The 25,718-nt window shown below is 57.6% G+C and carries 22 protein-coding genes and 1 pseudogene; 13 read left to right on the forward strand and 10 right to left on the reverse strand.

Annotated elements, in window-relative coordinates:
- Window positions 1–3: 3 nt before the first annotated feature.
- Window positions 4–660 (reverse strand): glutaredoxin 2, encoded by a 657-nt coding sequence (gene grxB / locus CFI10_RS17420; RefSeq protein ID WP_206837008.1) that lies wholly within the window; start codon window positions 658–660, stop codon window positions 4–6.
- 91 nt (window positions 661–751) lie between these two features.
- On the opposite strand from grxB, the gene CFI10_RS17425 reads away from it, so the two are divergent.
- Window positions 752–1,411, forward strand: a complete 660-nt coding sequence (locus CFI10_RS17425; protein WP_206837011.1) for a DUF2238 domain-containing protein — start codon at window positions 752–754, stop codon at window positions 1,409–1,411.
- On the opposite strand, the gene CFI10_RS17430 is transcribed toward CFI10_RS17425, so the two are convergent.
- Window positions 1,408–2,793: an SLC13 family permease gene (locus CFI10_RS17430; protein WP_206837016.1), complete on the reverse strand. Its 1,386-nt coding sequence runs from the start codon at window positions 2,791–2,793 to the stop codon at window positions 1,408–1,410. The two genes, CFI10_RS17425 and CFI10_RS17430, sit on opposite strands and share 4 nt — an antisense overlap.
- Before the next feature lie 98 nt (window positions 2,794–2,891).
- Between CFI10_RS17430 and CFI10_RS17435 the strand changes: the two genes are divergently transcribed.
- Window positions 2,892–3,695, forward strand: a complete 804-nt coding sequence (locus CFI10_RS17435) for an AraC family transcriptional regulator (RefSeq protein WP_206837018.1) — start codon at window positions 2,892–2,894, stop codon at window positions 3,693–3,695.
- 166 nt (window positions 3,696–3,861) lie between these two features.
- Here CFI10_RS17435 and CFI10_RS17440 read toward each other — a convergent pair whose 3' ends face one another.
- Window positions 3,862–5,217, reverse strand: a complete 1,356-nt coding sequence (locus tag CFI10_RS17440; RefSeq protein WP_206837022.1) for an IS1182 family transposase — start codon at window positions 5,215–5,217, stop codon at window positions 3,862–3,864.
- A 137-nt stretch (window positions 5,218–5,354) separates the two neighbouring features.
- Between CFI10_RS17440 and CFI10_RS17445 the strand changes: the two are divergent.
- A pseudogene (locus CFI10_RS17445) lies at window positions 5,355–5,615 on the forward strand (transposase); the annotation flags it as partial.
- A 60-nt stretch (window positions 5,616–5,675) separates the two neighbouring features.
- Entirely contained in the window at window positions 5,676–5,930 is a 255-nt protein-coding gene (locus CFI10_RS17450) for a Trp family transcriptional regulator (RefSeq protein ID WP_206837025.1), read from the forward strand.
- A gap of 52 nt (window positions 5,931–5,982) precedes the next feature.
- Here CFI10_RS17450 and CFI10_RS17455 read toward each other — a convergent pair whose 3' ends face one another.
- Window positions 5,983–7,128, reverse strand: coding sequence for an RNA-guided endonuclease InsQ/TnpB family protein (locus CFI10_RS17455; protein WP_206837028.1), 1,146 nt, complete (start codon window positions 7,126–7,128; stop codon window positions 5,983–5,985).
- Window positions 7,129–7,259: 131 nt separating this feature from the next.
- On the opposite strand from CFI10_RS17455, the gene CFI10_RS17460 reads away from it, so the two are divergent.
- Both CFI10_RS17460 and CFI10_RS17465 read left to right on the forward strand, forming a co-directional pair.
- Window positions 7,260–8,651, forward strand: coding sequence for an anthranilate synthase component I family protein (locus CFI10_RS17460; protein WP_206837033.1), 1,392 nt, complete (start codon window positions 7,260–7,262; stop codon window positions 8,649–8,651).
- Window positions 8,648–9,310, forward strand: a complete 663-nt coding sequence (locus tag CFI10_RS17465; RefSeq protein ID WP_206837036.1) for an anthranilate synthase component II — start codon at window positions 8,648–8,650, stop codon at window positions 9,308–9,310. Before CFI10_RS17460 ends, CFI10_RS17465 begins: the two co-directional genes overlap by 4 nt.
- A gap of 37 nt (window positions 9,311–9,347) precedes the next feature.
- On the opposite strand, the gene CFI10_RS17470 is transcribed toward CFI10_RS17465, so the two are convergent.
- The 6 genes from CFI10_RS17470 to CFI10_RS17495 all read right to left on the reverse strand — a co-directional run bounded on the left by CFI10_RS17470 (window position 9,348) and on the right by CFI10_RS17495 (window position 15,784).
- Complete coding sequence (locus CFI10_RS17470) at window positions 9,348–10,277, reverse strand: N-carbamoyl-D-amino-acid hydrolase (RefSeq protein WP_206837039.1); 930 nt, start codon at window positions 10,275–10,277, stop codon at window positions 9,348–9,350.
- A gap of 13 nt (window positions 10,278–10,290) precedes the next feature.
- Window positions 10,291–11,532 (reverse strand): Zn-dependent hydrolase, encoded by a 1,242-nt coding sequence (locus CFI10_RS17475; RefSeq protein ID WP_206837042.1) that lies wholly within the window; start codon window positions 11,530–11,532, stop codon window positions 10,291–10,293.
- The gene (locus CFI10_RS17480; RefSeq protein WP_242530042.1) at window positions 11,529–12,770 is read right to left on the reverse strand and encodes a diaminopropionate ammonia-lyase; all 1,242 of its coding nucleotides are present in this window, start codon (window positions 12,768–12,770) and stop codon (window positions 11,529–11,531) included. The genes CFI10_RS17475 and CFI10_RS17480 overlap by 4 nt, the downstream gene beginning before the upstream one ends.
- A 76-nt stretch (window positions 12,771–12,846) precedes the next feature.
- Entirely contained in the window at window positions 12,847–13,881 is a 1,035-nt protein-coding gene (locus CFI10_RS17485; RefSeq protein WP_206837045.1) for a TRAP transporter substrate-binding protein, read from the reverse strand.
- Window positions 13,882–13,940: 59 nt separating this feature from the next.
- A complete protein-coding gene (locus CFI10_RS17490; protein WP_206837048.1) occupies window positions 13,941–15,221 on the reverse strand; it encodes a TRAP transporter large permease in 1,281 nt (426 codons plus the stop codon).
- Window positions 15,221–15,784: a TRAP transporter small permease gene (locus CFI10_RS17495; protein WP_206837051.1), complete on the reverse strand. Its 564-nt coding sequence runs from the start codon at window positions 15,782–15,784 to the stop codon at window positions 15,221–15,223. Before CFI10_RS17495 ends, CFI10_RS17490 begins: the two co-directional genes overlap by 1 nt.
- 157 nt (window positions 15,785–15,941) lie before the next feature.
- Between CFI10_RS17495 and CFI10_RS17500 the strand changes: the two genes are divergently transcribed.
- From CFI10_RS17500 to CFI10_RS17530, 7 genes are all read left to right on the forward strand, one after another.
- A complete protein-coding gene (locus CFI10_RS17500) occupies window positions 15,942–16,859 on the forward strand; it encodes a MurR/RpiR family transcriptional regulator (RefSeq protein WP_206837054.1) in 918 nt (305 codons plus the stop codon).
- Window positions 16,860–16,988: 129 nt separating this feature from the next.
- Window positions 16,989–17,924, forward strand: a complete 936-nt coding sequence (locus CFI10_RS17505; RefSeq protein WP_206837057.1) for an ABC transporter ATP-binding protein — start codon at window positions 16,989–16,991, stop codon at window positions 17,922–17,924.
- Entirely contained in the window at window positions 17,921–18,682 is a 762-nt protein-coding gene (locus tag CFI10_RS17510) for an ABC transporter permease (protein ID WP_206837060.1), read from the forward strand. The genes CFI10_RS17505 and CFI10_RS17510 overlap by 4 nt, the downstream gene beginning before the upstream one ends.
- Before the next feature lie 125 nt (window positions 18,683–18,807).
- Complete coding sequence (locus CFI10_RS17515; RefSeq protein ID WP_206837063.1) at window positions 18,808–19,641, forward strand: aldo/keto reductase; 834 nt, start codon at window positions 18,808–18,810, stop codon at window positions 19,639–19,641.
- 242 nt (window positions 19,642–19,883) lie between these two features.
- Window positions 19,884–21,338: a circularly permuted type 2 ATP-grasp protein gene (locus CFI10_RS17520; protein ID WP_206837067.1), complete on the forward strand. Its 1,455-nt coding sequence runs from the start codon at window positions 19,884–19,886 to the stop codon at window positions 21,336–21,338.
- Between the two features lie 3 nt (window positions 21,339–21,341).
- Complete coding sequence (locus CFI10_RS17525) at window positions 21,342–22,268, forward strand: alpha-E domain-containing protein (protein ID WP_091827184.1); 927 nt, start codon at window positions 21,342–21,344, stop codon at window positions 22,266–22,268.
- Between the two features lie 21 nt (window positions 22,269–22,289).
- On the forward strand, window positions 22,290–25,670 hold the full coding sequence (locus CFI10_RS17530) for a transglutaminase family protein (protein WP_206837069.1): 3,381 nt from the start codon (window positions 22,290–22,292) through the stop codon (window positions 25,668–25,670).
- Window positions 25,671–25,718 lie beyond the last annotated feature (48 nt).

Raw genomic sequence — 25,718 nt, forward strand, 5'->3', positions numbered from 1 at the left:
ACCTTAAATCGCACGATCAAAATACAGCTCTACACCACCCAGCTCGGCGACCTCCTGTAACCACTGTTGCAACCGTGGCGGGATCGTCAGGCCTTTCACCATCGTAAGATACTGCAACGGCGGAAAATTCATCACATCGTTCCAGCTCAAGGTGTGGCCTTGCTCTGACGGCAGCGTTAACGGCGGCAGTTCCGCCAACACACGCTCGATAACAGCCTTATGCGCTTCGGTTTCAGCCAACGCCTGCTCAAAGCTGTGCCCCAACATCGCTTCCTTGTTGTGACGGAAATAGTCCCGCGCCGATTCAGTTGCGAAGGTTTTCATACCGATTTGAGTAACTCGGGGAAAGGTCAGCGCCCAGCTCTGCGCCTGAACCGGCTGCAGCCGAGGCTGGATCGCTTCAGCAAGTTGCAGTGGACGTAGTGCCTTGGGCCCCTCTCCCAGCTCATCCAGCAGTTTGGCAATATCCATACTCTCACCTATGGCCACCCCCTGATGCTCAAAGATCGGCACCATCTTCCTGCCGATCAGACGCTGGCAGCTCGCTTCATCATCATTGAGCAACACCACCTGCTCAAGATCGCTGACCTGTCGGTAGTGCGCCACCATCAAGGTGCGAATGCAAAAGGGGCAGTGGTCGTAAACGTACAATCGTGACACAGGCTATCTCCAAGGCTACACAAACGCGTTATGCTGAGAGTATATCCGAGCGTTGAGCCAATGACCCCACAAGGGAGTACAGGGATACCCCATGAGGATTCGCATCACTCACCAAAGAATCACACTGGTACTGCAGCTGATACTGTTGCTGGAGGCAGTGCTGGCCGTCTGGAGCCAGCGCTGGTTTACCGCCTTTCTCAGCAGCATGATCATTCTGATCACACTTCTGCCACTGGTATTTGAGCGCCGTTTCAGAATTCACATTCCACCGGATCTGCAACTGGCCGCAATCTGCTTTGTGTTTGCATCCCTGTTTTTGGGTGAGATTCGCGATTACTACACCCGCTTCTGGTGGTGGGATATGGCGCTGCACACGCTTTCCGGCTTTCTGCTGGGCATTGTCGGCTTTCTGCTGGTGCACATCATGAATGAGATTGATGACATCCATGTCCATATGAAGCCCGGCTTTGTCGCCTTTTTTGCCTTTATGTTTGCCCTCGGCATGGGTGCGCTCTGGGAAATTTTCGAGTTTGCCATGGACTCCCTGCTCGGCATGAACATGCAAAAGCCAATGCTGGGGGACCCCTCCGGATTGACCGACACCATGTGGGACCTGATCGTGGATGCTGTCGGCGCACTGGTGATCTCGATACTGGGCTGGCGATATCTCAAAAACCCGGGCCAGAAATCGATGCTTGAGCGCTGGATCGACGCTTTCGTCGCCCGCAATCCGCAGCTGTTTCGACGCTAGATCCAGCCCAGCAGCTGCCACCAGAGATAATCCAGTGGCAACAAAACCACCACCGTCAACGCGGCCAGAATCAGACACAGCCGAGCGGCATGGCCGATTGAGATCCCGGCCAGCGGCATCGCCATCATCAGCGGCACGGATTGATAGGTGAACACGATGGTGGAAAAACCGAACACCTGAGTCATCAGTACCGCCTCCAGGCTGAAGCCCGTCATCTGACTGATCTGCCCGGCCAGCGGGGTCAGGGTTGCAGGCACACCCGCAAGGGTGGCCACCACCCCGGTCAGCATCGCCGCCAGCGACAGGGAGAAAAAATTGACCGCATCACGGCCCGGCTCCAGTGGCAACCAGTCGAGCACCCGCTCCCCCACCACCTGACTGATCTGGCTGTAGTTAATCAAGCTGGCAATGCCCAACAGCCCGGCCACAACCAGAATCGAGCTGATATTCACCTTGTCGTTGAAACTCTTGGGCGACACCATTCCCACGCCGGGCAGCAACAGAACGGTAGCCGCCGCCAGCCCGATCCATGCCGCCGAGATGTGGTGTATGGAATCTGTCAGCCAGAATCCGAGCGTTGTCAGCATAATCAACATCAGTCGGCTTTCTCGGAAGCTGAACCCTCCGTTACGGCTGATTGGCGCTGCGCGCCGAGGGGTATCTGGATACAGCAGCAGGATCACCCCGATCAACAGCACCGCCTTCAACAGACCCAGCACCGGGAAATGCAGCAACAGATACTCGGTGAACATCGGCGTCCATCCATGGATACTCTCAGCTGAACCGATCATGATCATGTTGGGGATATTGGCCGGCAGAATTGCAAAGGTAGGCAGGTGACAGCCAAAGGCCGCCGCCAGCAACACGCCGTAATGGCCCTTGCTGCCTCTGGCAAAACCACAGTTTTCAGCGATCGCCAACGCAATCGGGATGAAAAGCACCACACGCCCCACTGAAGAAGGCATCACAAACCCCAGCAGCACTCCCATGAAGACGATGCCAGTAATCAGCTGTGCATAACTGCTGTCCAGATAACGCGTGAAACGATCCGAGATGCGCTGCGCCAGCCCGGTTTCCGCTATCGCGATACCGATTACCAATCCCGAAAAAATCAGCCAGCAGGCTGTCGAGGTCAGACCCGAAAATACGACTTCTGCCGGTGCCAGCGACAGCAGCATGGCCAGCACCAGTACCAACAGAGCACTGACGAACTCCGGCAGTGCTCCGGTGGCAAACAGCACCATACCGGCCATGATCAGCAGAGCCGACAGCTGCTGCTGACCGGTAAACAGCTCTGCAACCGGTGTGAGCAACAGCAGAGCTGACAGCAGGGGGATCAGGATCAGTGCAATCAATTGCGGGCGTTTCAGCGCAATGGTCATGTGAATTCTCTATCCGGTGACTGGATTCTGGTGATTGTGCCAGAGAAGCGCTAGGGTTTAAGTCGACATATAGACAACCAATGTAGAATATCGGACATATGAGCCTGCGCCCCACCCTTGCACCCAAGCGTTTTCGGTCAAAACTGGGCATGATCGTCGACTCGGCTCGACCGATACTCGGTCTGCACGATCTGATCCTGAGCAACTTTGAGTTCGACTTTCACAGCCATCCCCGTGGTCAGCTCGCCTATGCCGCCTCTGGCGTGATCAAGGTCCATACCGACAGTGGCAGCTGGATCGTGCCACCCTCTCAGGCCGTATGGATACCCGGCGGCATTCGCCACTCGGTAAACCCGGAAGTTACCTCGGAGCTTCGTCATCTGTTTATTGATCCCTCCTGTCTTCACCGCTTCCCCGACCAGTGCAGTGTGGTCGAGGTTTCACCCCTGCTGCGCGAACTGATCCTGCGTGTAGCCGATTTCGGCGAGGATTACCCTCCGAACAGTGCAGCCAGCCGCATCTGCGGCGTCATCCTCGACCAGCTAGAGGCACTGGAGCCGTCGCGGCTTCACCTGCCACTGTCCAGTGACCGCCGCTTGCAACGTGTGATGCAGCACATGATCGATCATCCTGAGACCGATACCCGTCTCGGTTACTGGGCCACCAGAGTCGGCGCCAGCGAGCGCACTTTGCGGCGGCTGTTCATCCGTGAAACCGGCATGACCTTCCTGCAATGGCGCCGCCAGCTCGTGTTGCATGAGGCCGTGGATCGTTTGGGGCGGGGTGAATCGGTTATGAACGTGGCGCTGGAGCTGGGCTACCGCAGCCCAAGCGCTTTTGTGGCGATGTTCAGGAAGGCGTTGGGGAAATCACCCGGACAGTATTTTCGACACGCGCGGTAAATAACGCCCTGTCTAGCAGTCTGTCGGATTAACGTGGCTCGTCGGAGTGACAGAGCCCTTTATCGCTTTCAATGATCGCCAAACAGCCATCATGACCTGTGCATTCGCTTTACCGCTGTTCGACCCCTATGCGGCTGTCACAGGCGCTCATTTCCAGCAGTGTCTGTCAGCTCACTACTAAGCGATGCATACGCTTGATATTCCATGCCAAGGTCGCCAAACGCCACTCACCACTGACGTTGTCCAGCCCTCTGAGTGAGAACTGCCTGAACCCCATAACGTGTTTGAGGATGCCGAACACGGGTTCCACAGTATGTTTGCGCAGGGCATAACGGGCCCGACCGGCCTGTGTTTTCAGGCGATAGGCCATCTGTTCAACGGGATCTTCACTGTCCGGTGCCATCGCCTCGGCCGCAAAACGCTCGAACAGTGGCTGGTGGTGGACGTCTCGTTTCATGGCAATAAGAGGCTCAATACCTTGCTGGCCGCACACCTTAACATTCTCAGCACTGAAGTAACCGGTATCCGCCAGCAGATGGGTCACCTTGCCCAATGAGGCTGGCAAGGCGGTCAATGCGTTCAGCAGTGGCATGACTTGTTGCTTGTCATTCGTCGCTTGCGTGACGTGTACAGAGGTGACCAGCATGCTCTCAGTATCCACCACTGCCTGGGCGTTATAGCACTGATCAAAACCCTTACCCGTGGCCGGCATGATGCGTGATTGTGGATCTGTGAGATTCACCTGATCCTTATCGCGTGGACCTCCCATCGGAGGCTTGGGGTCACGCCCACGCGGCTTTTTACCTGCCTTTCGCTGTGCATCGCGTTTGGCTATTTTATCCTGGTAAGCGGTTTGCTCTGCGGCATCCCGTTCTAGCGCACGGGCTTCGATTTTGATCTTCGCCTCTGCAATGGCCGCCAGACGGGCTTCACGCCGAGCAATCTCGGCCGGAATGTCCATACCATCGGTCGCGACATCGTTGTCTGCCGCCTCGGCCCGTTGAATCAGGGCGTTTACCTCAGTCTTGAGCTGAGCTTCCAGCTTCTTGGCATGACCATAGGACAGCGCCTTGTGCTTGCTGGCATTGGCTTTAACCTTGGTGCCATCGAGGGCGATGGTGCCGAACTTGAGCAGCTTCATCTCACGTGCCAGCAACAGTACCTGAACAAACAGTTGCTCCAGTTCGGGTAGAAAGCGACGGCGGAAAGTGGCCAGCGTATCGTGGTCGGGATGGGTGTTCGCGGCCAGGTAGCGGAATGCAATCGAGTCGTAGGTGGCGCGTTCGATCTTGCGGCTGGAGATCACGCCAGTGGCGTAGCCGTAGATCAGCAGGCTCAGCAATACCGCAGGATGATGCGCCTTATGGCCTCGGCCAGCATACTGCTGTGTCAGCGCAGACAAGTCCAGCTGCTCGACCACATCGACAACAAAGCGCGCCAAGTGCTCGTCAGGCAGCCACTCATCAACTGAAGGAGGCAGCAGATAGTCGGTCTGGCGGTCTACTGGAATAAAGCGACTCATGATGACGCTCCGGTCATGGCTCGATAACAGGTGGATTATCTCACAGGGCTATCGAAAACCCGACAGACTGCTAGGGAGGCTGCGAATAAGTCCGCCGCATGGGATAATACCCGCTGCACACGATTGAGGACGCACCGATGGATCAGCAACTTACATTCGCGGACAGCGAGTTCAGCAACAAGCGCCGTCAGACCCGTAAGGAGAAGTTCCTAGGCCGAATGGACAAGCTGATCCCTTGGGCGCGTCTCGAAGCCGTCATTAAGCCTCACTATCCCAAAGCCGGGAATGGCCGTCGGCCGTACCCTTTGTCTACCATGCTTCGCATTCACTGTATGCAACAGTGGTATAACCTCAGTGACCCCGCCATGGAAGACGCGCTGTATGAGATTGCTTCCATCACAAGAGTTCTGATTACTTCACAGTTGACCTAATCCAGCATTGTGATACCGTACTAGTACATGAATACAACTCACTTGAATGAGCTGCTCGATCACCTGCTGCAAATGCGGAATCGGGACTCCCTTGAAGAAGCGCTGCGCGACCTGCTGACTCCGGCTGAACTGACTGAAGTCTGCAATCGGCTGCAGATTCTGCGCATGTTGGAAGCCGGCGTGCCGCAGCGGGAGATCGCCAAGCAGCTCGGCGTCGGTATCGCCACCGTCACTCGCGGGGCACGCGCCCTGAAGATCAAACAGCAACAGAGGCTACCTTGACTGCTCCCCTCTCTGACACCCAAAGGGTGCGCTGAGGAAGGGGATTCCCAATTCACCGAGAACCGGACACAGGTACTTGACCTATGCCACTTACATTCTCTCCAAGGGCTAACACCGCCAGCCCGGCGGCTTTAATGTTGGTCGCTGCGTTTATGTCTCGGTCATGGGACATGCCGCATTCAGGGCAGTCCCATTGCCTGATCGACAACGGCAGTGACGACAAGGTGTGTCCACAACCTGAACACCGTTTCGAGCTTGGAAACCACTGGTCAATGGCGACCAGCGAGCGCCCGGCCCAATCGGCTTTGTACGCCAACTGGCGCACGAACTCACCCCATCCGGCATCGGCAATCGCTTTACTCAGCGTGGGGTTGCGGATCATGTTTTTCACTTTCAGAGATTCGACACAGATCACTTGGTTCTCGTTAATCAATCTGCGGGACAATTTGTGCAAATTATCCTGCCGGCAATCGGAGATTTTGGCGTGAAGTTTCGCCACCTTCTGGCGGGCCTTGGCGCGGTTGGCCGAGCCGAGCTTTTTCTTGCTCAGTCGGCGCTGCGCCTTAGCCAGTCTGGTAGCGTATTTCGCGGTATGGCGGGGATTGCCGACACGTTCACCCTTGTCAGTGATAAACAGGTCTTTCAGGCCCAGATCAATGCCGGTCATGTTAGGTGTGACCGGCAACTTACTGGGTTCAAACTCGCACAAGCAGCTCACAAAGTAGCGGCCAGCCGCGTCTTTGGAAACCGTTACGGTACTAGGTGCGCCGGGCAGTTCGCGGCTCCACCGAATATCCAACGGGGTTTTGCTTTTGGCCAGATACAGCTTGCCGTCCCGGTATTTAAAGGCCGAACGGGTGAACTCCGCCGACTGACGGTGCCGCTTGCTTTTGAATGTTGGGTACTGGGCGCGGCCTTCAAAGAAATTTTTAAAGGCGGTTTGCTGATGACGTAAACACTGCTGCAACGGAACCGAGCTGACTTCGCCCAAAAACGCCAACTCGGGGTCTTTCTTCATCCGCGACAACTGCGCGTTGGCTTCAACATAGCCGACTTTGAGTTGCTGCTGATAGAACGCATCGGTGCGCCAACGAAGGACCGAGTTGTAAACGAAACGCACACAGCCAAACGTCCGGGACAGAATTTGCTCCTGCTCAGGCGTTGGGTAAAAGCGGTATTTGTAGGTGCGCTTAGTCATATCTCACATAATAGAAAACTTAATGTAAGATAGCAATCAACTTAGAGGAGAGTCGCGGGAACAGGGGCGTCCTACAGACGCCGCGCTATCCCTCCCCGGCCTAGAAGTCCGGGGTATCTCGCGCAAGACAGATGAGCCAGAAACCGGCCCGCATCACACTGCCGCGCAAGCCACATTACGTCACACTAGCGGCAGACATCGACTTCTTTGGCCTGTTCAAGAAGATTGAGAAACGCTTCGAAAACTGCTTCATGCTGGAGTCACTGGGTGAGGAGAGCTTCATCTCGCGCCACTCCATCATCGGCTTTGATCCGGAGCAGATCCTCTGGGCCACCGAAGGCGAGTTGCATGTGCAGGGCCGCGACGGTGAAGTACAAAGCTACGCCAGTGACAACCCCTACTATCTGCTGCGCGAGATCGTGCCGCAGAACATCATCTCGCGGAAGTATGCCGGCGGCCTGACCGGCTACATCGGCTACGACTGCATGAACTACTTTGAGCCAAGCCTGAACCTGCAGCACAGCGACATGTTCGATGTGTTCCGTTTCGGCGTGTTCAAGGATGGTCTGATTCTCGACAAGATGACCGGCGAAGTGATCTATTTCCACTATGATGACAGCCGCATGGCGATGATCGAGCAGATTCTGGCCGAACCTGCCGTGGAAAACGGCCCGCTTACGGTGACACCCATGGGCGAAACCATGACCCAGGCCGAGCATGCCGCTGCGGTGATGAAGGTGAAGCAGGACATCATCGACGGCAAGATTTTCCAGTGCGAGGTAGGATTCAAGAAGCGCTTCCGTCTGGAAGGCGACAGCATCAACCTGTACGAACAGTTGCGCGAGGTGAACCCCTCGCCGCAGATGTACTACGTCAAGTTCGGCGAGCAGAAGCTGATCGGCGCCAGCCCCGAACTGCTGTTCCGCCTGCGTCAGGGGGAGATGGAGACCTTCCCGCTGGCCGGTACCACCAAACGTGGCGCCAACGCGGTGGAAGACACCCAATACGCCCGTGCCCTGCTGAACGATCCGAAAGAGATCGCCGAGCACAACATGATCGTCGACCTGCACCGCAACGATATCGGCCGCGTGGCCCGTTTCGGCACGGTGAAGGTACGCAGCCTGATGGATATCAAGCGGTTCAGCCACGTGCAGCACATTTCCAGCGAGATCGTCGGCATTATTTCAGAAGATCACGACATGTTCTCCGCACTGGCCAGCAACTTCCCTGCCGGAACTCTGACCGGTGCGCCCAAGATCGAGGCGATGAAGATCATCGATGATCTGGAATCAGACGGTCGAGGCCCCTACGGCGGTGCCGTGGGCCACTTCTCGTTCAACGGTGACTGCACCTTCGCCATCCCGATCCGCACCGTGTTCGCCAACGGCGAAAACGCCTATGTGCAGACCTGCGGCGGCAACGTCTATGACTCCAACCCGGAGGACGAATACGAAGAGATTCGGCGCAAGTTTGCCGGCACCAAGAAGGTTCTGGATCAGTTTATTGCGGAGGATGAGGCATGAAGGTCTATATCATCGACAACTACGACTCCTTCACCTACAACCTCTACCAGTATATCGGCGAGATTCTGAGCACCGAACAGCATCAGGGGCGTCTCGACAGTTTCGAGATTGTGGTCAAGCGCAACGATGAAGTAACCCTGGCCGATCTGCTTGCCGCCGCGCCGGATCGCATCATCATCTCCCCAGGGCCGGGCTCGCCGGAAGACCCGGCCTACTTTGGCGTCTGTGCCGAGGTGATCCGCGAGCTGGGGCCGCAGATTCCGCTGCTGGGCGTGTGCCTCGGCATGCAGGGCATCGTACACGTATTCGGCGGCAAGGTAGTGAAGGCACCGCTGCCAATGCACGGCAAGATCAGCCCGATCCGTCACACCGCGGAAGGCGTGTTCGCCAATACCCCGGATCAGCTGGAGATCATGCGCTATCACTCGCTGATGGCCGAGGCGGAAAGCCTGCCGGAGTGTCTGGATGTGACCGCCGTGGTGGGCGACCTGCCTGTGGACAGTTTCACCGACCATGCCCGCATCCATCAGGGCGGTGATTTCGAGATCATGGGGGTTCGCCACCGTGAACACCCGATCCACGGCATACAGTTCCACCCGGAATCCTTCGCCACCGAAGGCGGCAAGGAACTGATCGCCAACTTCCTGTTTCAGGCCTGATACACAGGGCGGCTCAGGCCGCCCTGCATCTGCACACTTAAACGACTTTCGGTGTCTCGCAGATAATCCTGTACTCTTCCGGTGCGCGATGAAGGCTGAAGTTGAAGATATTCTCACGAATCTCTTTCACGCGATCCAAATCACAGCGCGCGATGATCAGCTCATCCTCAAGCGTTGAAGCCTGCGCCACGATCTCGCCAGTGGGGGCAATAATGCAACTCTGCCCCAGCAGGTCACACCCCTCTTCCTTACCCGCTTTTGCAGCTGCCAGCACCCAGCAGCCGTTCTGATAGGCTGATGCCTGCATGCACAGGTGGTTGTGGAACCCCTGCAGGTGATCATGTTCAGGGACCGGTGGATAATGCATGGGGGTGTTGTAACCCAGCATGATCATCTCGGCCCCCTGAAGGGCCAGCACCCGGTAGGTTTCAGGCCAGCGTCGGTCATTACACAAGGCCATGCCCATGCGCCCGCCCAGCGTATCCCAGCAGCCAAAGCCCAAATCACCACGCTCAAAGTAGCGCTTTTCCAGATGCTGGAACGGACGCCAGGGCTCATGCTCAGGGTGACCAGGCAAGTGTATCTTACGGTATTTCCCTACAATGTTTCCGGTGTCGTCCACCAAAATGGAAGTGTTGAAATGGCGGATCTCACCCTGTTCGGTTTTGCACAATTCGGCATAGCCAAGGTAGAAACCGATCTTCAGGCGCGCCGCCTCTTCAAACAGAAGGCGGGTATCCGGCCCCGGCATTTCTGTTTCAAAAAACTGATCGACCTCCGACTGGTCCGGCATATACCAGCGCGGGAAAAACGTGGTCAATGCCAGTTCCGGATACACAATCAGGGTACAGCCAGCGCGGCTGGCATCCCGCATCATCACGAGCAAACGCTCAACCACTTCTGCGCGGCTCTCACTGCGCGCAATCGGCCCCAGCTGGGCCACTGCAGCTGTTACAACTCTGGACATTTCATATCTCCCGTTACGCTTGCTCGGCCAGCTCCAGCAATGTCTGTAACAAGACATTGGCACCAGCCTCAAGGTCGTCTGAATCGGTATGTTCGCGCACGTTATGGCTGATGCCGTCGGCGCTGGGGACAAAAATCATGGCGGTAGGGCAAATGGGTGCAAACATCTGGGCGTCATGACCCGCGCCAGATGGCAGCCGCATTACGCTATTGCCCTGCTCCCGTGCAATGCGATCAATACGTGCCACCAGTTCTGCATCGAACACCACTGGCTCAAATCGCGCCAATGAGCGCTGGCTGATCTTCACGCCCTCACGATCGGACAGAGCATTCACAAACGCGAACAGCTCTGCCTCGGCCTGCTGCAGCAGAGCCTCATCGGTATTGCGCAGGTCAACCGTAAGCGTGACCAGGTTTGGGATCACGTTCACCAGGTTGGGGCGGTACTCGCAGTGCCCCACGGTTGCCAGCTGCCGCCCTCCCATGCGGTCTGCCAACTGACGCACGAAGACGGTGATTTCCGCCGCCACCAGCGCTGCATCCTGGCGCAGATTCATCGGTGTGGTGCCCGCATGGTTGGAAGTGCCCCGAATAACAAATTCGGTCCAGGAGATGCCTTGTACCCCTTCGACCGCACCGATACGAACGCCATCCTGCTCAAGTATCGGGCCCTGTTCGATATGCAGCTCGACAAAAGCACTCGCCTGCTCCGATGCTCGGTTGACCGGGGCATCCCCCCGATAGCCGATACGCGCCAGTTCATCGCCGACGCAAGTGCCATCAATACCTTCGGTGGCCAGTGCCGTTTCCAGATCCAGCACCCCGGTAAACACGCAGCTTCCCATCATGTCGGGCGCAAAGCGCGCACCCTCCTCGTTGGTAAAAAATGCCACTGCCAGCGGCTTCCGCGTTTGAATACCGGCATCATTGAGAGTTTCGATCACTTCCAGCCCTGCCAACACACCCAGATTGCCATCGTAGAGTCCGCCGGTGCTGACTGTATCGATATGGGAGCCAGTCATGACGGCAGGGCCATCTTCAAGGCCTGCACGTCGGCCCACCACGTTGCCAAACTGGTCAATACTGATCTCCAGCCCCAGCTCACGCATCCAGCCCACCACACAGTCACGTCCCTGTCGGTCCGTATCCGTGAGGGCTAGGCGCGAAACGCCCCCGCCCGGAAGCGCACCATACTCGCCCAGCACCTTCAATCGCTGCTGCAAACGAGTACCGTTGATGCTCAGGGTGTAGCTCATACTGTCTCTCCCAGAACCGCTTCGGCGCTGCGGCCGACCAGCTGTGTGTAGAGTTCAGGATCAGTCGCGCCTTCACTGCCGATCAACAGCACCTGGCTGTCGGCGTTCAGGCCCAATGCATTGCGCAATTCATCACGCTGTCCGGCCAGTATCAGGCCGGCCATACCGGCGACAGCCGACTCACCGGCCACCAGCGGGTGATGATGACACGCCCTGCCATCGGCCATCAGTCGCATGCAATCAACCGCCGCGTCATCGGTAACCGTCATAAAGTCGCTGGCCCCTTCACTCAGCACATCCCACGCCAGTAGCGAAACTTCTCCACAGGCAAGGCCTGCCATTAGCGTATCCAGCTCACCGTGAACCACGACCGGCTCACCACGGTTGGCACTTTCATACAGACAGGCTGCCTGATCAGGCTCCACTACAACGCAGCGCGGGCGTTGATGACCATAACGAATCCAGGCTTGTGCAGTGACAGCGGCGGCCAAACCACCTACGCCGCCTTGCAAAAAAATATGCGTGGGTATAATCCCCTTAGGCAGCTGGTTAAACGCTTCTTCGGCCATCAGCGTATAGCCCTGCATCACATCACGCGGCACCGCCATGTACCCCGGATAGGAAGTATCCGACACCACAAAGCGGCCCAGTTCAGCAGCATCCTTAGCCGCCTGACGTACCGCATCGTCGTAGTTGCCTGGCACGCGTACTACATCGGCCCCATAGGCTGCAATCGCCTTGCGACGTCCCTCACTGACGGTGGCATGGATGTAGATCACACACCCGCAGCCAAACAGCTGACAGCCCCAGGCCACGGAGCGACCATGGTTGCCATCCGTGGCGCAGGTAATCACGATCTCCCGCAAGTGCCCCCGGTACACACCGTCTAGCAGTGCTTGGGTACTGGGCTCGTTGTTGCAGATACCGCGGCTGACTAACTCACGTTTCAGCAAGCGCACCACAGCATAAGCACCGCCCAGCGCCTTGAAACTGCCCAACCCAAAACGCTCTGACTCATCCTTGTACCAGACGCCCCCCACCCCCAAAGTACGTGACACGGCGTCCAGCTCATACAGGGGCGATGGCTTGTAACCCGGCCATTGGCTGATTTCATCCCGTGCACAGGCAAATCCATCAGGGTTGAGCACTGCCAACTGACGAGCACCGATTTCGGCAGCTTCGACTGCCTGTCCGTTGTGGGTGAGTTGTACCGGATAATCTGTATTAAGCAGACTCATGAACACTGATTCCTGCGTATTGACGTTACGGGGCAGGCCGCTCCCAGAGCGGCCCGGTTGACGGTCTATAGCCGCCTTACTGCTGTTCGATCGCACTTAGAAAATCATTCATGAGCGCTTCGCCTTCAGGGCCATACTTCTCGGCAATGACCTTCTTCACCATCGGCTGAGAGGCCTCACGGAAGGCCTCCTTCTCTTCCGGTGTCGGGCTGTACACTTCCATGTTCTTCTTCAGTGACGGCAGCCCGCGCTCGGAGGCTTCGATCGCACGTGCCATGCCGCGCCCGGCCACAATGGCGGAGCGAGCAGCATAATCCACCACGGACTGTTCAGTCGGTGTCAGATCCTTGTAAAAGTCCTGATTAATCACCCAGACATAAGGGGTAAACAGGTGTCCGGTGAGCGTCAGGTACTTCTGAACTTCGTCGAACTTGGCAAAGGAGACAATCGGCACCGGGTTCATCTGCCCATCAGCCACACCGGTCTGCAGTGCGGTGTAGACTTCTGACCAGGCGATGGCCGCAGGCTGCCCACCCAGAGACTCGATCACGGCCTTGTGGGTATCCAGCCCCATGGTACGAATCTTCAGCCCCTTCATATCTTCCGGCGAACGTACCGGACGCTTGGAGTTGGTCAAGGCAAAGAAGCCACCCGAGTCACCAAAGCCCAGCACCTTGAATCCGGTTTTGCTCTCGATATCGGCTGACAGCTGTTTGCCGAACGGGCCATCAAACACCTTGTAGGTAGTGCTGATATTGGGATAAGCGAAAGGCACGTCCAACACGCCGATCAGCGGGTAGGCACTGGCAAAGCCGCCCACGGAGTGAATACCGGACTGCACCACCCCACTCTTGACCTGCTGCAGCACTGCTGCATCCTTGCCAAGCTGAGCGTTCGGGAACAGCTGAACCTTCACCTCACCGTTGGTGCCTGATTCGACCAAACTCTTGAACACGCTGGCCATGGCACCGGTTGGGTTATCAAACGGATCATTGTTGTTCAGGTGGTGCAGTTTCAGCACCTTCTCCGCATAAGCCGCTGGTGCCGCCATCAGGCCGGCTGTCAGGCCAATGGCCATGGAGGTAACGAGCAGTTTTTTCATCAGTTTCATGGTTCAGTCTCCAATGTTAACCGTTATGCACGTGTGTCTGGTTTCAGGTTTTTCAGTCTTTACATGCCCAGCAGACCCGGGATGAACAGTGTCAGGTCACTCCAGAAGGCGATCAGCAACAGCAGCCCAAGCTGTACCAACAGGAAAGGCCAAAGTGCCAGGCTGATCCGTTCGATCTTTTCACCGGTCACCGATGAAAGGACGAACAGGCAGGCCCCTACCGGCGGTGTCATGAGCGAGATATTCAGGGCCAGCACGATCATGATGCCGGCATGCACCGGGTCCATGCCGATGGTCGTGGTCAGCGGCACCAGCACCGGGGCCAGGATGATCAGGACGGCATTGATGTCCATGAACATTCCGATGCCGATCAGCAAAGCCAGAATCATCAGGGTGACCAGCGTCGGATCGCGTGAAATCGAAAGGAAACCATCCGCCACCATCTGTGGAATCTGGTTGAATGTCATCCACCAGCCCAAAATGGAGGCGGAGGCAATAATCAGGAACACAATGCCGGTGATCTTGGCGGTCCGGATCAGCATTTCGAGCAGGTCTACCCAGGTAATGGAGCGGTAAAGACCGGCGCCCACTACCAATGCGTAGAACACAGCGACGGCTGCGGCTTCAGTCGGGGTTACGACACCGCCGATAATGCCGCCCAGAATAATCAGGGGCATGATGATGGCGAGAATACTGGAACGGAAGCTATACAAAATGTGCTTCAGGCTCGGGCGCTGTTCACCCTTGGGCAGTTTCCAGCGGCGCCCAAACGCGGCGATCAGGGCCATACAGGTCAGCGCTATTAACAGCCCCGGCAGGATACCGGCGGCAAACAACCCTGAGATGGAGACCCCCATCAGTGAACCGTAAATCACCATCAGGTTGGAGGGTGGGATGGTCGGCCCGATAATCGAACCGGCCGCCGTCACCGCACAGGCGAACGGGCGGCTGTAGCCTTTCTTCACCATGGCAGGGACCAAGGTATTACCGAACGCCGCTGCATCTGAAACCGCTGCACCGGTCATACCGGCAAACAGGACCGAAGCCAGCATATTGGACTGCGCCAGCCCACCCCTGAGGTATCCCACCAGCGCATCGGCAAAACCGATCAGGCGATGTGTGATGCCGGAGCGGTTCATGATCTCGCCGGCCAGAATAAAAAATGGCATCGCCATGAAGGTAAAGAGGTCGAGTCCTTCGAAAAAACGCTTGGGACCCATCTCGAGGAAGTTGCTGCCCCCCAGCTGAAACAGTCCCAGCGCACCAGCTATGCCCAGAACGTATCCGACCGGCATACCCAGCAGCATCAGAACAAAAAAGCAGATTGCCACGGTGATCATTATGCGACCCCTTCACGGTTATCAATGGCTTCGTGGTCTTCCAGCACCAGATCTACCGCATGCAGTCGCACTGCCGAGGCCAGAATCTGGATCACCGTCAACAAGGCCGATACAGGCACTGCCGCAAACGGCAACATCATGGTGAGTCCGAAAATAGTGGCGTACTGGTGCGCGCCGGCTGACGTCATGCCCACCCCATACACCACGAGGTACGTGAAGAATGCGATTGCCATCCCGTCGAGAGCCCAGCGTAGCCCGACCTGCATGCGTTGCGGAAAGCGGTTGAACAGCATATCGAAGCCGATGTGCTCGCGGTAACGGGCACAACAGGACATGGCCAGCAGTGCAGACCAGATCATCAGGTAACGGGCTGCCTCTTCGGTCCATGTAACGTTTGTTTCAAGAAAGTATCGGTTCACAATGCCGAACCAAACGATCAAGACCATCCCGCCGATCAATAACGCGCACAGGCGCTCAACCAGCCAGTTCAACCGATAGCTGAGGCTGATAAACCGACTCTGGGTCGTTTTGAATCGTGTTTTTGACAGGGTTTGCGATGACATGGCATTCGCTCACTTTGAAATTTTTGTACCAATTTGAATTGATATTGAAACTATTTTTTCACCTCGTCAACACAGATTGAAAAATAAATTTCACTTCCCGTTTGAGATGGGCGAAAATTGAAACTGACGCTCAGGTATTCAAGAGACCCGCCACACCATGGAACCCAAGCAACTCGATACCCGTATTCAGGAATGCTATGACGACCTGCCACCCGCCGAGAGGCGGTTAGGCGATCTACTGCTGAACTTCCCGGGTGATATCGCCAACTACTCAGCAACGGAACTGGCAGACCTCGCAAAAACTTCCAAGGCAGCCGCCACCCGTTTCTTTCGTCGTCTTGGCTATAAGGATTTCAATGAGGCCCGTGTGCAGGCACGCGAAGCTCAACGCTGGGGTTCACCCCTGTATCAAAGCAATAACAATGCCAAGGATGCTCACCACAACCGAAGCCAAACCATCAGTGCGCACCTGGAACGTGAAGCAGTGAACCTGCAGCGCACACTGGAAGCCCTCAGCCCGGATACACTGCGCGCCGTTGCGGCCGAATTGTCACAACAACGCCGTATTGCAATCGCCGGGCTTCGCAACAGCCGCTTTCTGGCTGAATACTTCCATCGCCAGCTCAGCCTGCTGCGACCAGATGTCACCCTTTTGCCGGGTGCCGGACAAACACTGGCCGAAGATTTGATTGATCTGGGCAGTAAAGATCTTCTGGTGGTCCTCGCCATGCGGAGGCGCATGAGCCAAATCCGTGACCTGATGCAGCTGGCACGGAACAATCAGATCCCCTGCGTGCTGATCGCAGACCCGTCCGCCACAGAGCTGCACGAGCTCGCCACTTGGATGTTGCAATGTCAGGTACAAAGCACCTCCGTGTTCGATTCATACACAAGTGTCAGCAGTGTACTTACCCTGCTGATCAACCTGACCATGCGCGAGGACTTGGCGCGCAGCCAGCAGCGCCTGCGACAGATCGAGTCCGTACACGAAGAGCTGGGTGAACTCAAAGTCGCAGGCGTGCACCCGCCCCACCCCGGACGGCTGTTCAGCGCGTTCGACCTGAGCGAATCCTGACCCTCTTGACTATGCTTGGCTCAACCCGGACAGGTACGGAGCAGAACTTCCAGGCTGAATCAGTGGCCACCTTGCTCCGGCTATCGCTACACTCAGGCCACACCCTTTGAAACAGTCCAAGGAGCCCCCGTGCAACCCATTATTCAAATCCAGGGCATCGGCAAGACCTATGCTTCGGGATTCACTGCACTCAAGTCGGTCGATCTTGAGATCCACCGCGGCGAGATTTTCGCCCTGCTCGGGCCCAATGGCGCTGGCAAAACCACTCTGATCAGCATTATCTGTGGCTTGGTCAACGCCAGTTCCGGCCGGGTATTGGCCGATGGCGTCGATATTGTCGAAGACTACCGCCGGGCACGCAGCCTGATCGGGCTGGTGCCCCAGGAACTGACCACCGATGCCTTTGAAACCGTCTGGGATACCGTCAGTTTCAGTCGCGGCCTGTTCGGCAAACCCGCCGACCCCGCCTACATCGAAAAGATCCTGCGCCAGCTGTCGCTGTGGGACAAGCGCCGGTCGATGATGCGGGCGCTGTCCGGCGGCATGAAACGCCGGGTGATGATCGCCAAGGCACTGTCGCATGAGCCGAGCATTCTGTTCCTCGACGAACCCAGTGCCGGCGTTGATGTGGAGCTGCGCCGCGACATGTGGGAGATCGTGCGTGGACTGCGCGACAACGGCGTGACCGTGATCCTGACCACCCACTACATCGAGGAAGCCGAGGAGATGGCCGACCGCATCGGCGTCATCAACCGCGGTGAACTGATGCTGGTTGAAGAAAAGGAAACGTTGATGCAGCAACTGGGGCAGAAACAGCTGCACCTGCATCTGCAGACGCCTTTGGCGGCGCTGCCCGAGGGGTTGCATGCTTTCAACCTGACTCTGAGCGAAGACGGCAGCCAACTGACCTATACCTTCGATGCCCATCATGAAACCAGCGGTATCGCCGAGCTGCTGCGCAGCCTCAGTGCCGAGGGTATCGATCTCAAGGACCTGCAGTCACAACAAAGTTCACTGGAAGAGATCTTCGTCAGCCTCGTCCACCGATCGGAGCAAGCCCAATGAATTTCAACGGCATACGCGCCATCTACAAGTTTGAGATGAACCGCACCCGACGCACGCTGATGCAGAGCGTCATCTCCCCGGTGCTGTCCACCTCACTGTATTTCATCGTCTTTGGCACGGCCATCGGCTCGCGCATGGGCGAGATCGACGGCGTCAGCTACGGCGCTTTCATCATTCCCGGCCTGCTGATGCTGTCTCTGCTCAGTGAAAGCATATCCAACGCCTCCTTCGGCATCTTCTTCCCCAAGTTCTCCGGCACCATTTACGAGGTACTGTCGGCACCGGTATCACCGCTTGAAATCATCACCGGCTATGTCGGTGCCGCGGCGACCAAATCGCTGATCATCGGCACCCTGATTCTGCTCACGGCGCGATTGTTCGTCGACTACAGCATCGCCCATCCTTTCTGGATGCTCGCCTTCCTGCTGCTGACCGCCCTGACTTTCAGCCTGTTCGGCTTCATCATCGGCATCTGGGCCAACGACTTTCAGCAGCTGCAGGTGATCCCACTGATGGTGATCACACCGCTGACGTTCCTCGGTGGCGCCTTTTACTCAATCAACATGCTGCCCGAACCCTGGCAAACCCTGACCCTGTTCAATCCTGTGGTCTACCTGATCAACGGTTTCCGCTGGGCGTTTTACGGCGTCGCCGACGTGCATATGGGCATGAGCCTGGGTATGACGCTGATGTTCCTGCTGACCTGCCTGACAGCGGTCTGGTGGATCTTCCGCACCGGTTATCGCATCAAGCCGTGACAGGCTGAATTAATTGCGCGGTGGATTGCGCGGTTTCAGTACACGGATAGGCCACCAACCACCGGCGTAGTAATATCGGCCTCAAAACACCCTTGAATGACACTAACAACATTGGAGCGTTGCAGATGAGCAAAACCCTGGCCCCGACCCTGACACTGGCCAACGGTGTCGAGATGCCCCAGCTGGGCCTCGGCACCTGGCCGATGAACGATTCCGAAGCCGCCGAAACGGTTACCACCGCATTGGAGCTGGGCTACCGCCTGATCGACACTGCCGAGAACTACCAGAACGAGCGTGGTGTTGGTCGGGGCATTCGCAACGCCTCTGTGCCCCGTGATCAGGTATTCGTGACTACCAAATTCAATCGTGAGTGGCACAGTTTTGACGGCGCCAAAGCCGCCTGCGAAGCGAGTCTGAAACGGCTGGAGCTGGACTATATCGACCTGCTGCTGATCCATTGGCCCAACCCGGATCAGGGTCGTTTCGTGGAAGCCTATCTGGGGCTGCTTAATCTATTGGATCGCGGACTGGTGCGTGCCATCGGCACCTCCAACTTCAAGCCTGCCCATCTGCAGCGACTGCTGGATCTGGGCCTGACCCCACACCTGAACCAGATCCAGCTTGACCCCTATCATCGTCGTGATGACCTGATTGCGCTGCACCAGCGCCACGGCATCGTCACTGAGTCCTGGCGCCCACTGGGCTGTGGCAATGCCATGTTGGCAGACCCCGTCATTCTTGCCATCGCGGAGCAACACCAGCGGGCACCCGCCCAGATCGTGCTGCGCTGGGCAGTGCAGCAGGGCTTTGCTACCGCAACCAAGTCATCCAATCCACAGCGCATGGCCGACAACCTGAACATTTTTGACTTCAGCCTGACGACTGAAGAGATGTCCAGCTTGAACAGCCTCGGTCGCGATGATCCGGATATGCTGGATGCGGATCAGTTCGGTCACTAACCCCCGCTCACACCGCCTCCGATCCAGGAGGCGGCACCTCTCCTCACGACCTTAGTATCAGCCTTTCGCTTTTGGCCTGTTAATTGCTGTATGCACAAGAGGCAACGGCTAACAGATCGACAGCTGCACTTTTACAGGGCATCGCTGACGCTCCATGCCGATAGAGCACCAAAGGTGCACATACCGAGCGCGCACCGGCACCATCAGAGTGCACCGCTACCGCATGATAGGCAGGTCAGGCTATGACGATGGATTGGAAATCGTATGACCCGAATGGGTTTTTTGATGAACTGGTATGCCGCGACGGCAGTATTCGCCCCCCTGCACGGCAACTGATCCACTACCTTGAATCCCTTCCTCCTGAAGAGATCGAATCGCGCCGCCAGATGGCGGAGGCGACCATTCAGGAGATGGGGGTCAGCTTCACGGTCTATACCGAGGAAGGCAACATCGACCGTGCCTGGCCATTCGACATCGTGCCCCGCACCATTTCGGCCAAACAGTGGCGTACCACCGCCGCCGGGCTGGAACAACGCCTCAAGGCACTGAACCTCTTCATCAATGATCTCTACCATGAACAGCAGGTCCTGAAGGACGGCATCATCCCAGCCGAGATCATCACCGAATCGCGCAACTTCCGCCCCGAGTGCATCGGTATCACACCACCACTTGGTGTGTGGGCGCATATCTGCGGTACCGATCTGGTGCGTGACGGTGACGGCGAGTTCTACGTGCTGGAAGACAACCTGCGCGTGCCATCTGGCGTGTCTTACATGCTGGAGAATCGCGCCATCACCAAACGCGTCCTGCCCGAATTGTTCGAGAAGGACGATATCCTGCCCATCGACGGTTACTGTGCCAGCCTGTTCGACATGTTGGCGTCCCTGTCGCCCCGGGATGTCCGCAAGCCCGTCATCGTGGTGTTGACCCCCGGCATCTTCAACTCGGCCTACTTCGAGCACGCATTCCTTGCCCAGCAAATGGGAATCGAGCTGGTAGAAGGGTCAGACCTGATGGTCGGTGACGATAATTGTGTCTATATGAAAACGATCAGCGGCCCTGAGCGGGTAGATGTCATCTATCGCCGTATCGATGATCTGTTTCTGGACCCGTCCGTGTTCAACAAGGACTCCGTACTGGGCGTTCCCGGTTTGATGCGCGCCTGGCAGAAAGGCAAGGTCGCCCTGGCCAATGCGCCCGGTGCCGGCGTGGCCGATGACAAGGTTGTGTACGCCTACGTGCCCGAGATCATCCGCTATTACCTCAACGAAGAACCCATCATCAAGAATGTTGAAACCTTCCTGTGTGACGACCCCGAGCATCGTGCCTACGTGCTGGAGAATCTGGACAAGCTGGTAGTCAAGCCCGCCAATGAGTCCGGTGGCTACGGCATGCTGGTGGGGCCTCACTCCACCAAGAAGGAACAGGCCCAGTTCGCCAAACTGATTCAGGACAACCCACGCAACTACATCGCACAGCCCACGCTGGCACTTTCAACCGCCCCCACGCTGGTCGATAACGGCAGTCTGGAACCGCGTCATCTGGATCTGCGCCCTTTCATCCTGCAGGGACGCGACACCTACGTCACCACCGGAGGACTGACCCGCGTCGCCATGAAGAAGGGCTCACTGGTGGTGAACTCCTCTCAGGGCGGGGGAAGCAAGGATACCTGGATTGTCGATGGGGGGGAGGAATAAGCCATGCTGTCAAAAGTTGCCGAACGTCTTTACTGGGCCGCCCGCTATCTGGAGCGTGTTGAAAACACGGCCCGCCTGGTCAGTGTCTATGACAAGCTGCTGTTCGACCTGCCACGAGAGGTCGATATCAGCTGGTATTCCTTGGTCGAGCTCAACAGTGCCAGTGATCTCTTCAGTGAGCGCTACCGCATTCGTGACGAGCACAACGTGGTCAAGTTCATTCTGGCCGACGATACCAACCCCAGCTCAATGCTGTCGGCGCTGCGCATGTTGCGTGAGAACATCCGCACCAGCCGCGATGTACTGCCGGTGGAAAGCTGGGAACAGATCAACGAGCTCTACCTGTATGCCCAGAACAACATCCGTCTGGGCATCAATCGCAGCAAACGCTACGAATTTCTCGACCAAGTCGTCAGTCGCTGTCAGATGCTGTTCGGCATGCTGTCCGGCACCATGAGCCACGACGCACCCTGGCAGTTCGTCAAGCTGGGGCGTGATCTGGAGCGATCCGATATGACCACGCGCATTCTGGATGCCGGTGCCGCGGCCCTGATCGCGGCCAACGGCGATGCCAGCGTCAACCTGCGTCAGGTGGTCTGGGGTAACGTACTGCGCTCCGCCAGCGCCTATATGAGCTACCGCCGCAGCGTTCGCATGTCGGTCACCGGCCCGGACGTGGCCTGCTACCTGCTGGAAGATGCGCACTTTCCGCGTAGTGTCGAGGCCTGTCTGACCCAACTGGAGATTTCCGCCGGCAAACTGCCGCAGGGACATCACGTGGTGGAATTGATTCGTGAGATCAATCCCAGCGTCTATCCGATCACAACCGAGGCGGACCTGGGCCCGGCGTTTCGCAGCTTTCTTAACGATCTGCAGATACAGCTCTGCCAGCTCAGCAACCGGATTTCCCAGACCTGGTTTCCCGCCTGAGTCTGCACAGAGGCCCTTATCGTGACCATACGCATAGCGATCAACCACGTTACCGAATACCGCTTTGATCGTCCGGTGAGCCTGTCACCGCATCAACTGAGGCTGCGCCCGGCGCCACACAGCCGTACCCATATTCACGGCTATACGCTGCGCATCGAGCCGGAAACGCACTTCATCAACTGGCAACAGGACCCGTTCGGAAACCATATCGCTCGTCTGGTCTTCCCGGAGAAAACGACGTCACTGAAGGTTGAGGTCGAGGTGATTGCGGACATGACCGTGATCAACCCATTCGATTTCTTTGTTGAAGAGTATGCCGAACACTATCCGTTCAGTTACGACAAGGCACTGGAAAAAGAGCTTCAGCCCTATCTGGAAGTGACAGAAAACGGACCTCTGTTGAGTAAATGGGTTAAATCAGTATCACGTGAAAAGACGTCCATCATCAATTTCCTGGTCAGCCTGAACCAGCGGCTGGAGCAGGAGATCGACTACGGCATCCGCCTTGAGCCTGGCGTACAGACACCGGAAGAAACTCTGACGCTCAAGAAGGGCTCCTGCCGCGATACCAGCTGGCTGATGGTACAGATACTGCGCCAGCTGGGACTGGCCGCCCGCTTTGCCTCGGGTTATCTGGTGCAGCTGAAGCAGGATCAGGAGGCACTGGATGGTCCCTCGGGCGCCGCACAGGACTTTACCGACCTGCACGCCTGGTGCGAGGTCTTTATCCCCGGTGCGGGCTGGGTTGGTCTCGATCCAACTTCAGGGCTGTTCGCGGGTGAAGGGCACATACCACTGGCCTGTACCCCGTCTCCCGAGTCAGCCGCACCGATGACCGGCGCGTCTGACACCTGTGAAGTGGAGTTCAGCTACAGCAACAGGGTCACCCGCATTCACGAAGATCCCCGTGTCACCAAACCCTACAGCGATGACCAGTGGGCGGCCATTGACGCGTTGGGCCAGATGATCGACCGGGAGCTGGAGGCCGGTGATGTTCGCCTGACCATGGGGGGCGAGCCGACCTTCGTATCCATTGACGACATGGATTCGGCACAGTGGAACATTGAAGCGCTGGGTGATGACAAGCTCAGCCTGGCCAAGGATCTGCTGCTGCGGCTGCGCCGCCGTTTCGCGCCCAACGGTCTGTTGCACTACGGACAGGGCAAGTGGTACCCCGGTGAGGAGGTCCCGCGCTGGGCACTGGGCTGTTTCTGGCGCACGGATGGCGAGCCTCTTTGGCACGACACCGAGTTGCTGGCACGCGTTGACCGGGATTATGGCCACGGGCTGGAAGAGGCACGCCGCTTCATGCACACCCTCTGTCGCAATCTGGGGCTGCCCTCGCGCTATCTGGTCGAGGCGTTCGAAGACAGCCTCTACTATCTGTGGCAAGAGCAACAACTGCCCGCTAACGTGGACCCGAAAACGTTCGACCTCAAGGACGACATGGAACGTAAGCGTCTGGCACGCCTGCTAAGTCGTGGTCTGGACACGCCCACTGGTATGGTGCTGCCACTGGGCTGGAACTACAGCACTCAACGCTGGCGCTCAACACCCTGGCCACTGCGCAGTGAACAGCTGATCCTGATTCCGGGCGACTCCCCGCTGGGATTCCGGCTGCCGCTGGGCAGTCTGCCAACGACGGCAGAAGACGAACTTTACTTTGAGTCCGATGCAGATCCCTTTGCCGAAAAGGCTCCGCTGCCCGCCTATCGTCCTTTTGCCGACATGACGTCGGTGGCACAGCCCAACCCGGCTGACAACCGCCAGATGATGGATGTCCCGGCCGATCAGGAAAGCGACAGCGAGACACCAAAGGTCTGGACCGATGTTCTGCGCACGGCACTGTGCATTGAAGCCCGTGAGGGACGCCTGCACCTGTTCCTGCCACCGATCAGTCATCTGGTACATTACGTCGACCTGATCAACCATATCGAACACACCGCGGCCGAACTCAAGCTGCCGGTGGTCATCGAGGGCTATGAGCCGCCACGTGATCCCCGCCTGCAGAAACTGCTGGTCACGCCTGACCCCGGCGTTATCGAGGTGAATATTCACCCGGCCAGCAGCTGGCAGGAGCTGGTGGACAACACGACCGCTCTGTACGAAGAGGCACGCCTGGCCCGACTGGGCACCGAAAAGTTCATGCTGGATGGTCGCCACGGCGGTACCGGTGGCGGCAACCACGTCACACTGGGCGGGGTGACACCCGCCGACAGCCCGTTGCTGCGCCGGCCTGACCTGCTGCGCTCGCTGGTAACCTATTGGCAGCATCATCCCAGCCTGTCGTATCTGTTCTCGGGCATGTTCATCGGCCCGACCAGTCAGGCGCCCCGTGTGGATGAAGGCCGTGACGAAGCCCTTTACGAGCTGGAGATCGCATTCCAGCAGATGCCGGATGGTCTGGTGGAGCAGCCCTGGCTGGTAGACCGGCTGATGCGGAATCTGCTGGTGGACATCACCGGCAACACGCACCGCTCCGAGTTCTGCATCGACAAGCTGTATGCAGCCGGCTCGGCATCGGGTCGTCAGGGCATTCTGGAGTTCCGCGGTTTTGAAATGCCGCCGCATCCACAGATGTCGCTGGTCCAGACTCTGCTACTGCGCGCGCTGGTCGCTCGCTTCTGGAAACAGCCCTACCACAAGCCACTGGTACGCTGGGGAACTGAACTGCACGATCGTTTCATGCTGCCGCACTATGTGTGGTCAGATCTGAAGGACGTGGTCAGGGACCTGCAGTATCACGGTCTGCCGTTCCAGCTGGAATGGCTGGCGCCGTTCGAGGAGTTCCGCTTCCCTCACTACGGCCGGGTTCAGATCGATGACATGGAGCTAGAGCTGCGCTGGGCGATCGAGCCCTGGCATGTACTGGGCGAGGAAGTGTCCAGCTTTGGCACCGCTCGCTACGTGGACTCGTCAGTGGAACGACTGCAGGTACGCTTGAGCGGCCTGACCGAGGGACGTTATTTGCTAGCCTGCAACGGTCGCCGCGTTCCCCTCAGGGCAACCGGGGTACAGGGCGAATACGTGGCCGGCATCCGCTATCGTGCCTGGAGCCCGCCCTCGGCCCTGCACCCAACCATCGGCGTGCATGCCCCACTGGTGTTTGATGTGATTGATAGCTGGAACGGTCACTCCATCGGTGGCTGCACCTATCACGTCAGCCATCCGGGGGGACGCAGCTACGATACCCAGCCGGTCAACGCCTTCGAGGCCGAGGCACGTCGGGTCAACCGCTTCCACAATTACGGCTATACGCCGGGCCCGGTTACGCCACCGCCATTTTACGGAGCGCTGCGTGAATTTTTCCCGCATGATGTGGCACCACGCCCCATGGCACCACCGCTGGAGGAACTGCTTGCCGAGTACCCGCATACTCTCGACCTGAGGCGAAGTTCTTGAACTGTGCAAAAAAACACCTATGATGCCCGCTGACTCCAAGCCAGAGGC

This window comes from Marinobacterium iners (genome assembly GCF_017310015.1).
GTDB lineage: Bacteria > Pseudomonadota > Gammaproteobacteria > Pseudomonadales > Balneatricaceae > Marinobacterium > Marinobacterium iners.

What these genes read in the sequence shown, in the direction of transcription:
- CFI10_RS17435 (WP_206837018.1), top strand. Translation starts at nt 2,892, where the DNA reads ATGAGCCTGCGCCCCACCCTTGCACCCAAGCGTTTTCGGTCAAAACTG.
- CFI10_RS17440 (WP_206837022.1), bottom strand. Translation starts at nt 5,217, where the DNA reads ATGAGTCGCTTTATTCCAGTAGACCGCCAGACCGACTATCTGCTGCCT.
- CFI10_RS17480 (WP_242530042.1), bottom strand. Translation starts at nt 12,770, where the DNA reads ATGAGTCTGCTTAATACAGATTATCCGGTACAACTCACCCACAACGGA.
- CFI10_RS17500 (WP_206837054.1), top strand. Translation starts at nt 15,942, where the DNA reads ATGGAACCCAAGCAACTCGATACCCGTATTCAGGAATGCTATGACGAC.
- CFI10_RS17425 (WP_206837011.1), top strand. Translation starts at nt 752, where the DNA reads ATGAGGATTCGCATCACTCACCAAAGAATCACACTGGTACTGCAGCTG.
- CFI10_RS17465 (WP_206837036.1), top strand. Translation starts at nt 8,648, where the DNA reads ATGAAGGTCTATATCATCGACAACTACGACTCCTTCACCTACAACCTC.
- CFI10_RS17520 (WP_206837067.1), top strand. Translation starts at nt 19,884, where the DNA reads ATGACGATGGATTGGAAATCGTATGACCCGAATGGGTTTTTTGATGAA.
- CFI10_RS17515 (WP_206837063.1), top strand. Translation starts at nt 18,808, where the DNA reads ATGAGCAAAACCCTGGCCCCGACCCTGACACTGGCCAACGGTGTCGAG.
- CFI10_RS17485 (WP_206837045.1), bottom strand. Translation starts at nt 13,881, where the DNA reads ATGAAACTGATGAAAAAACTGCTCGTTACCTCCATGGCCATTGGCCTG.
- CFI10_RS17470 (WP_206837039.1), bottom strand. Translation starts at nt 10,277, where the DNA reads ATGTCCAGAGTTGTAACAGCTGCAGTGGCCCAGCTGGGGCCGATTGCG.
- CFI10_RS17495 (WP_206837051.1), bottom strand. Translation starts at nt 15,784, where the DNA reads ATGTCATCGCAAACCCTGTCAAAAACACGATTCAAAACGACCCAGAGT.
- CFI10_RS17450 (WP_206837025.1), top strand. Translation starts at nt 5,676, where the DNA reads ATGAATACAACTCACTTGAATGAGCTGCTCGATCACCTGCTGCAAATG.
- CFI10_RS17510 (WP_206837060.1), top strand. Translation starts at nt 17,921, where the DNA reads ATGAATTTCAACGGCATACGCGCCATCTACAAGTTTGAGATGAACCGC.
- CFI10_RS17430 (WP_206837016.1), bottom strand. Translation starts at nt 2,793, where the DNA reads ATGACCATTGCGCTGAAACGCCCGCAATTGATTGCACTGATCCTGATC.
- CFI10_RS17490 (WP_206837048.1), bottom strand. Translation starts at nt 15,221, where the DNA reads ATGATCACCGTGGCAATCTGCTTTTTTGTTCTGATGCTGCTGGGTATG.
- CFI10_RS17455 (WP_206837028.1), bottom strand. Translation starts at nt 7,128, where the DNA reads ATGACTAAGCGCACCTACAAATACCGCTTTTACCCAACGCCTGAGCAG.
- CFI10_RS17525 (WP_091827184.1), top strand. Translation starts at nt 21,342, where the DNA reads ATGCTGTCAAAAGTTGCCGAACGTCTTTACTGGGCCGCCCGCTATCTG.
- CFI10_RS17460 (WP_206837033.1), top strand. Translation starts at nt 7,260, where the DNA reads ATGAGCCAGAAACCGGCCCGCATCACACTGCCGCGCAAGCCACATTAC.
- CFI10_RS17475 (WP_206837042.1), bottom strand. Translation starts at nt 11,532, where the DNA reads ATGAGCTACACCCTGAGCATCAACGGTACTCGTTTGCAGCAGCGATTG.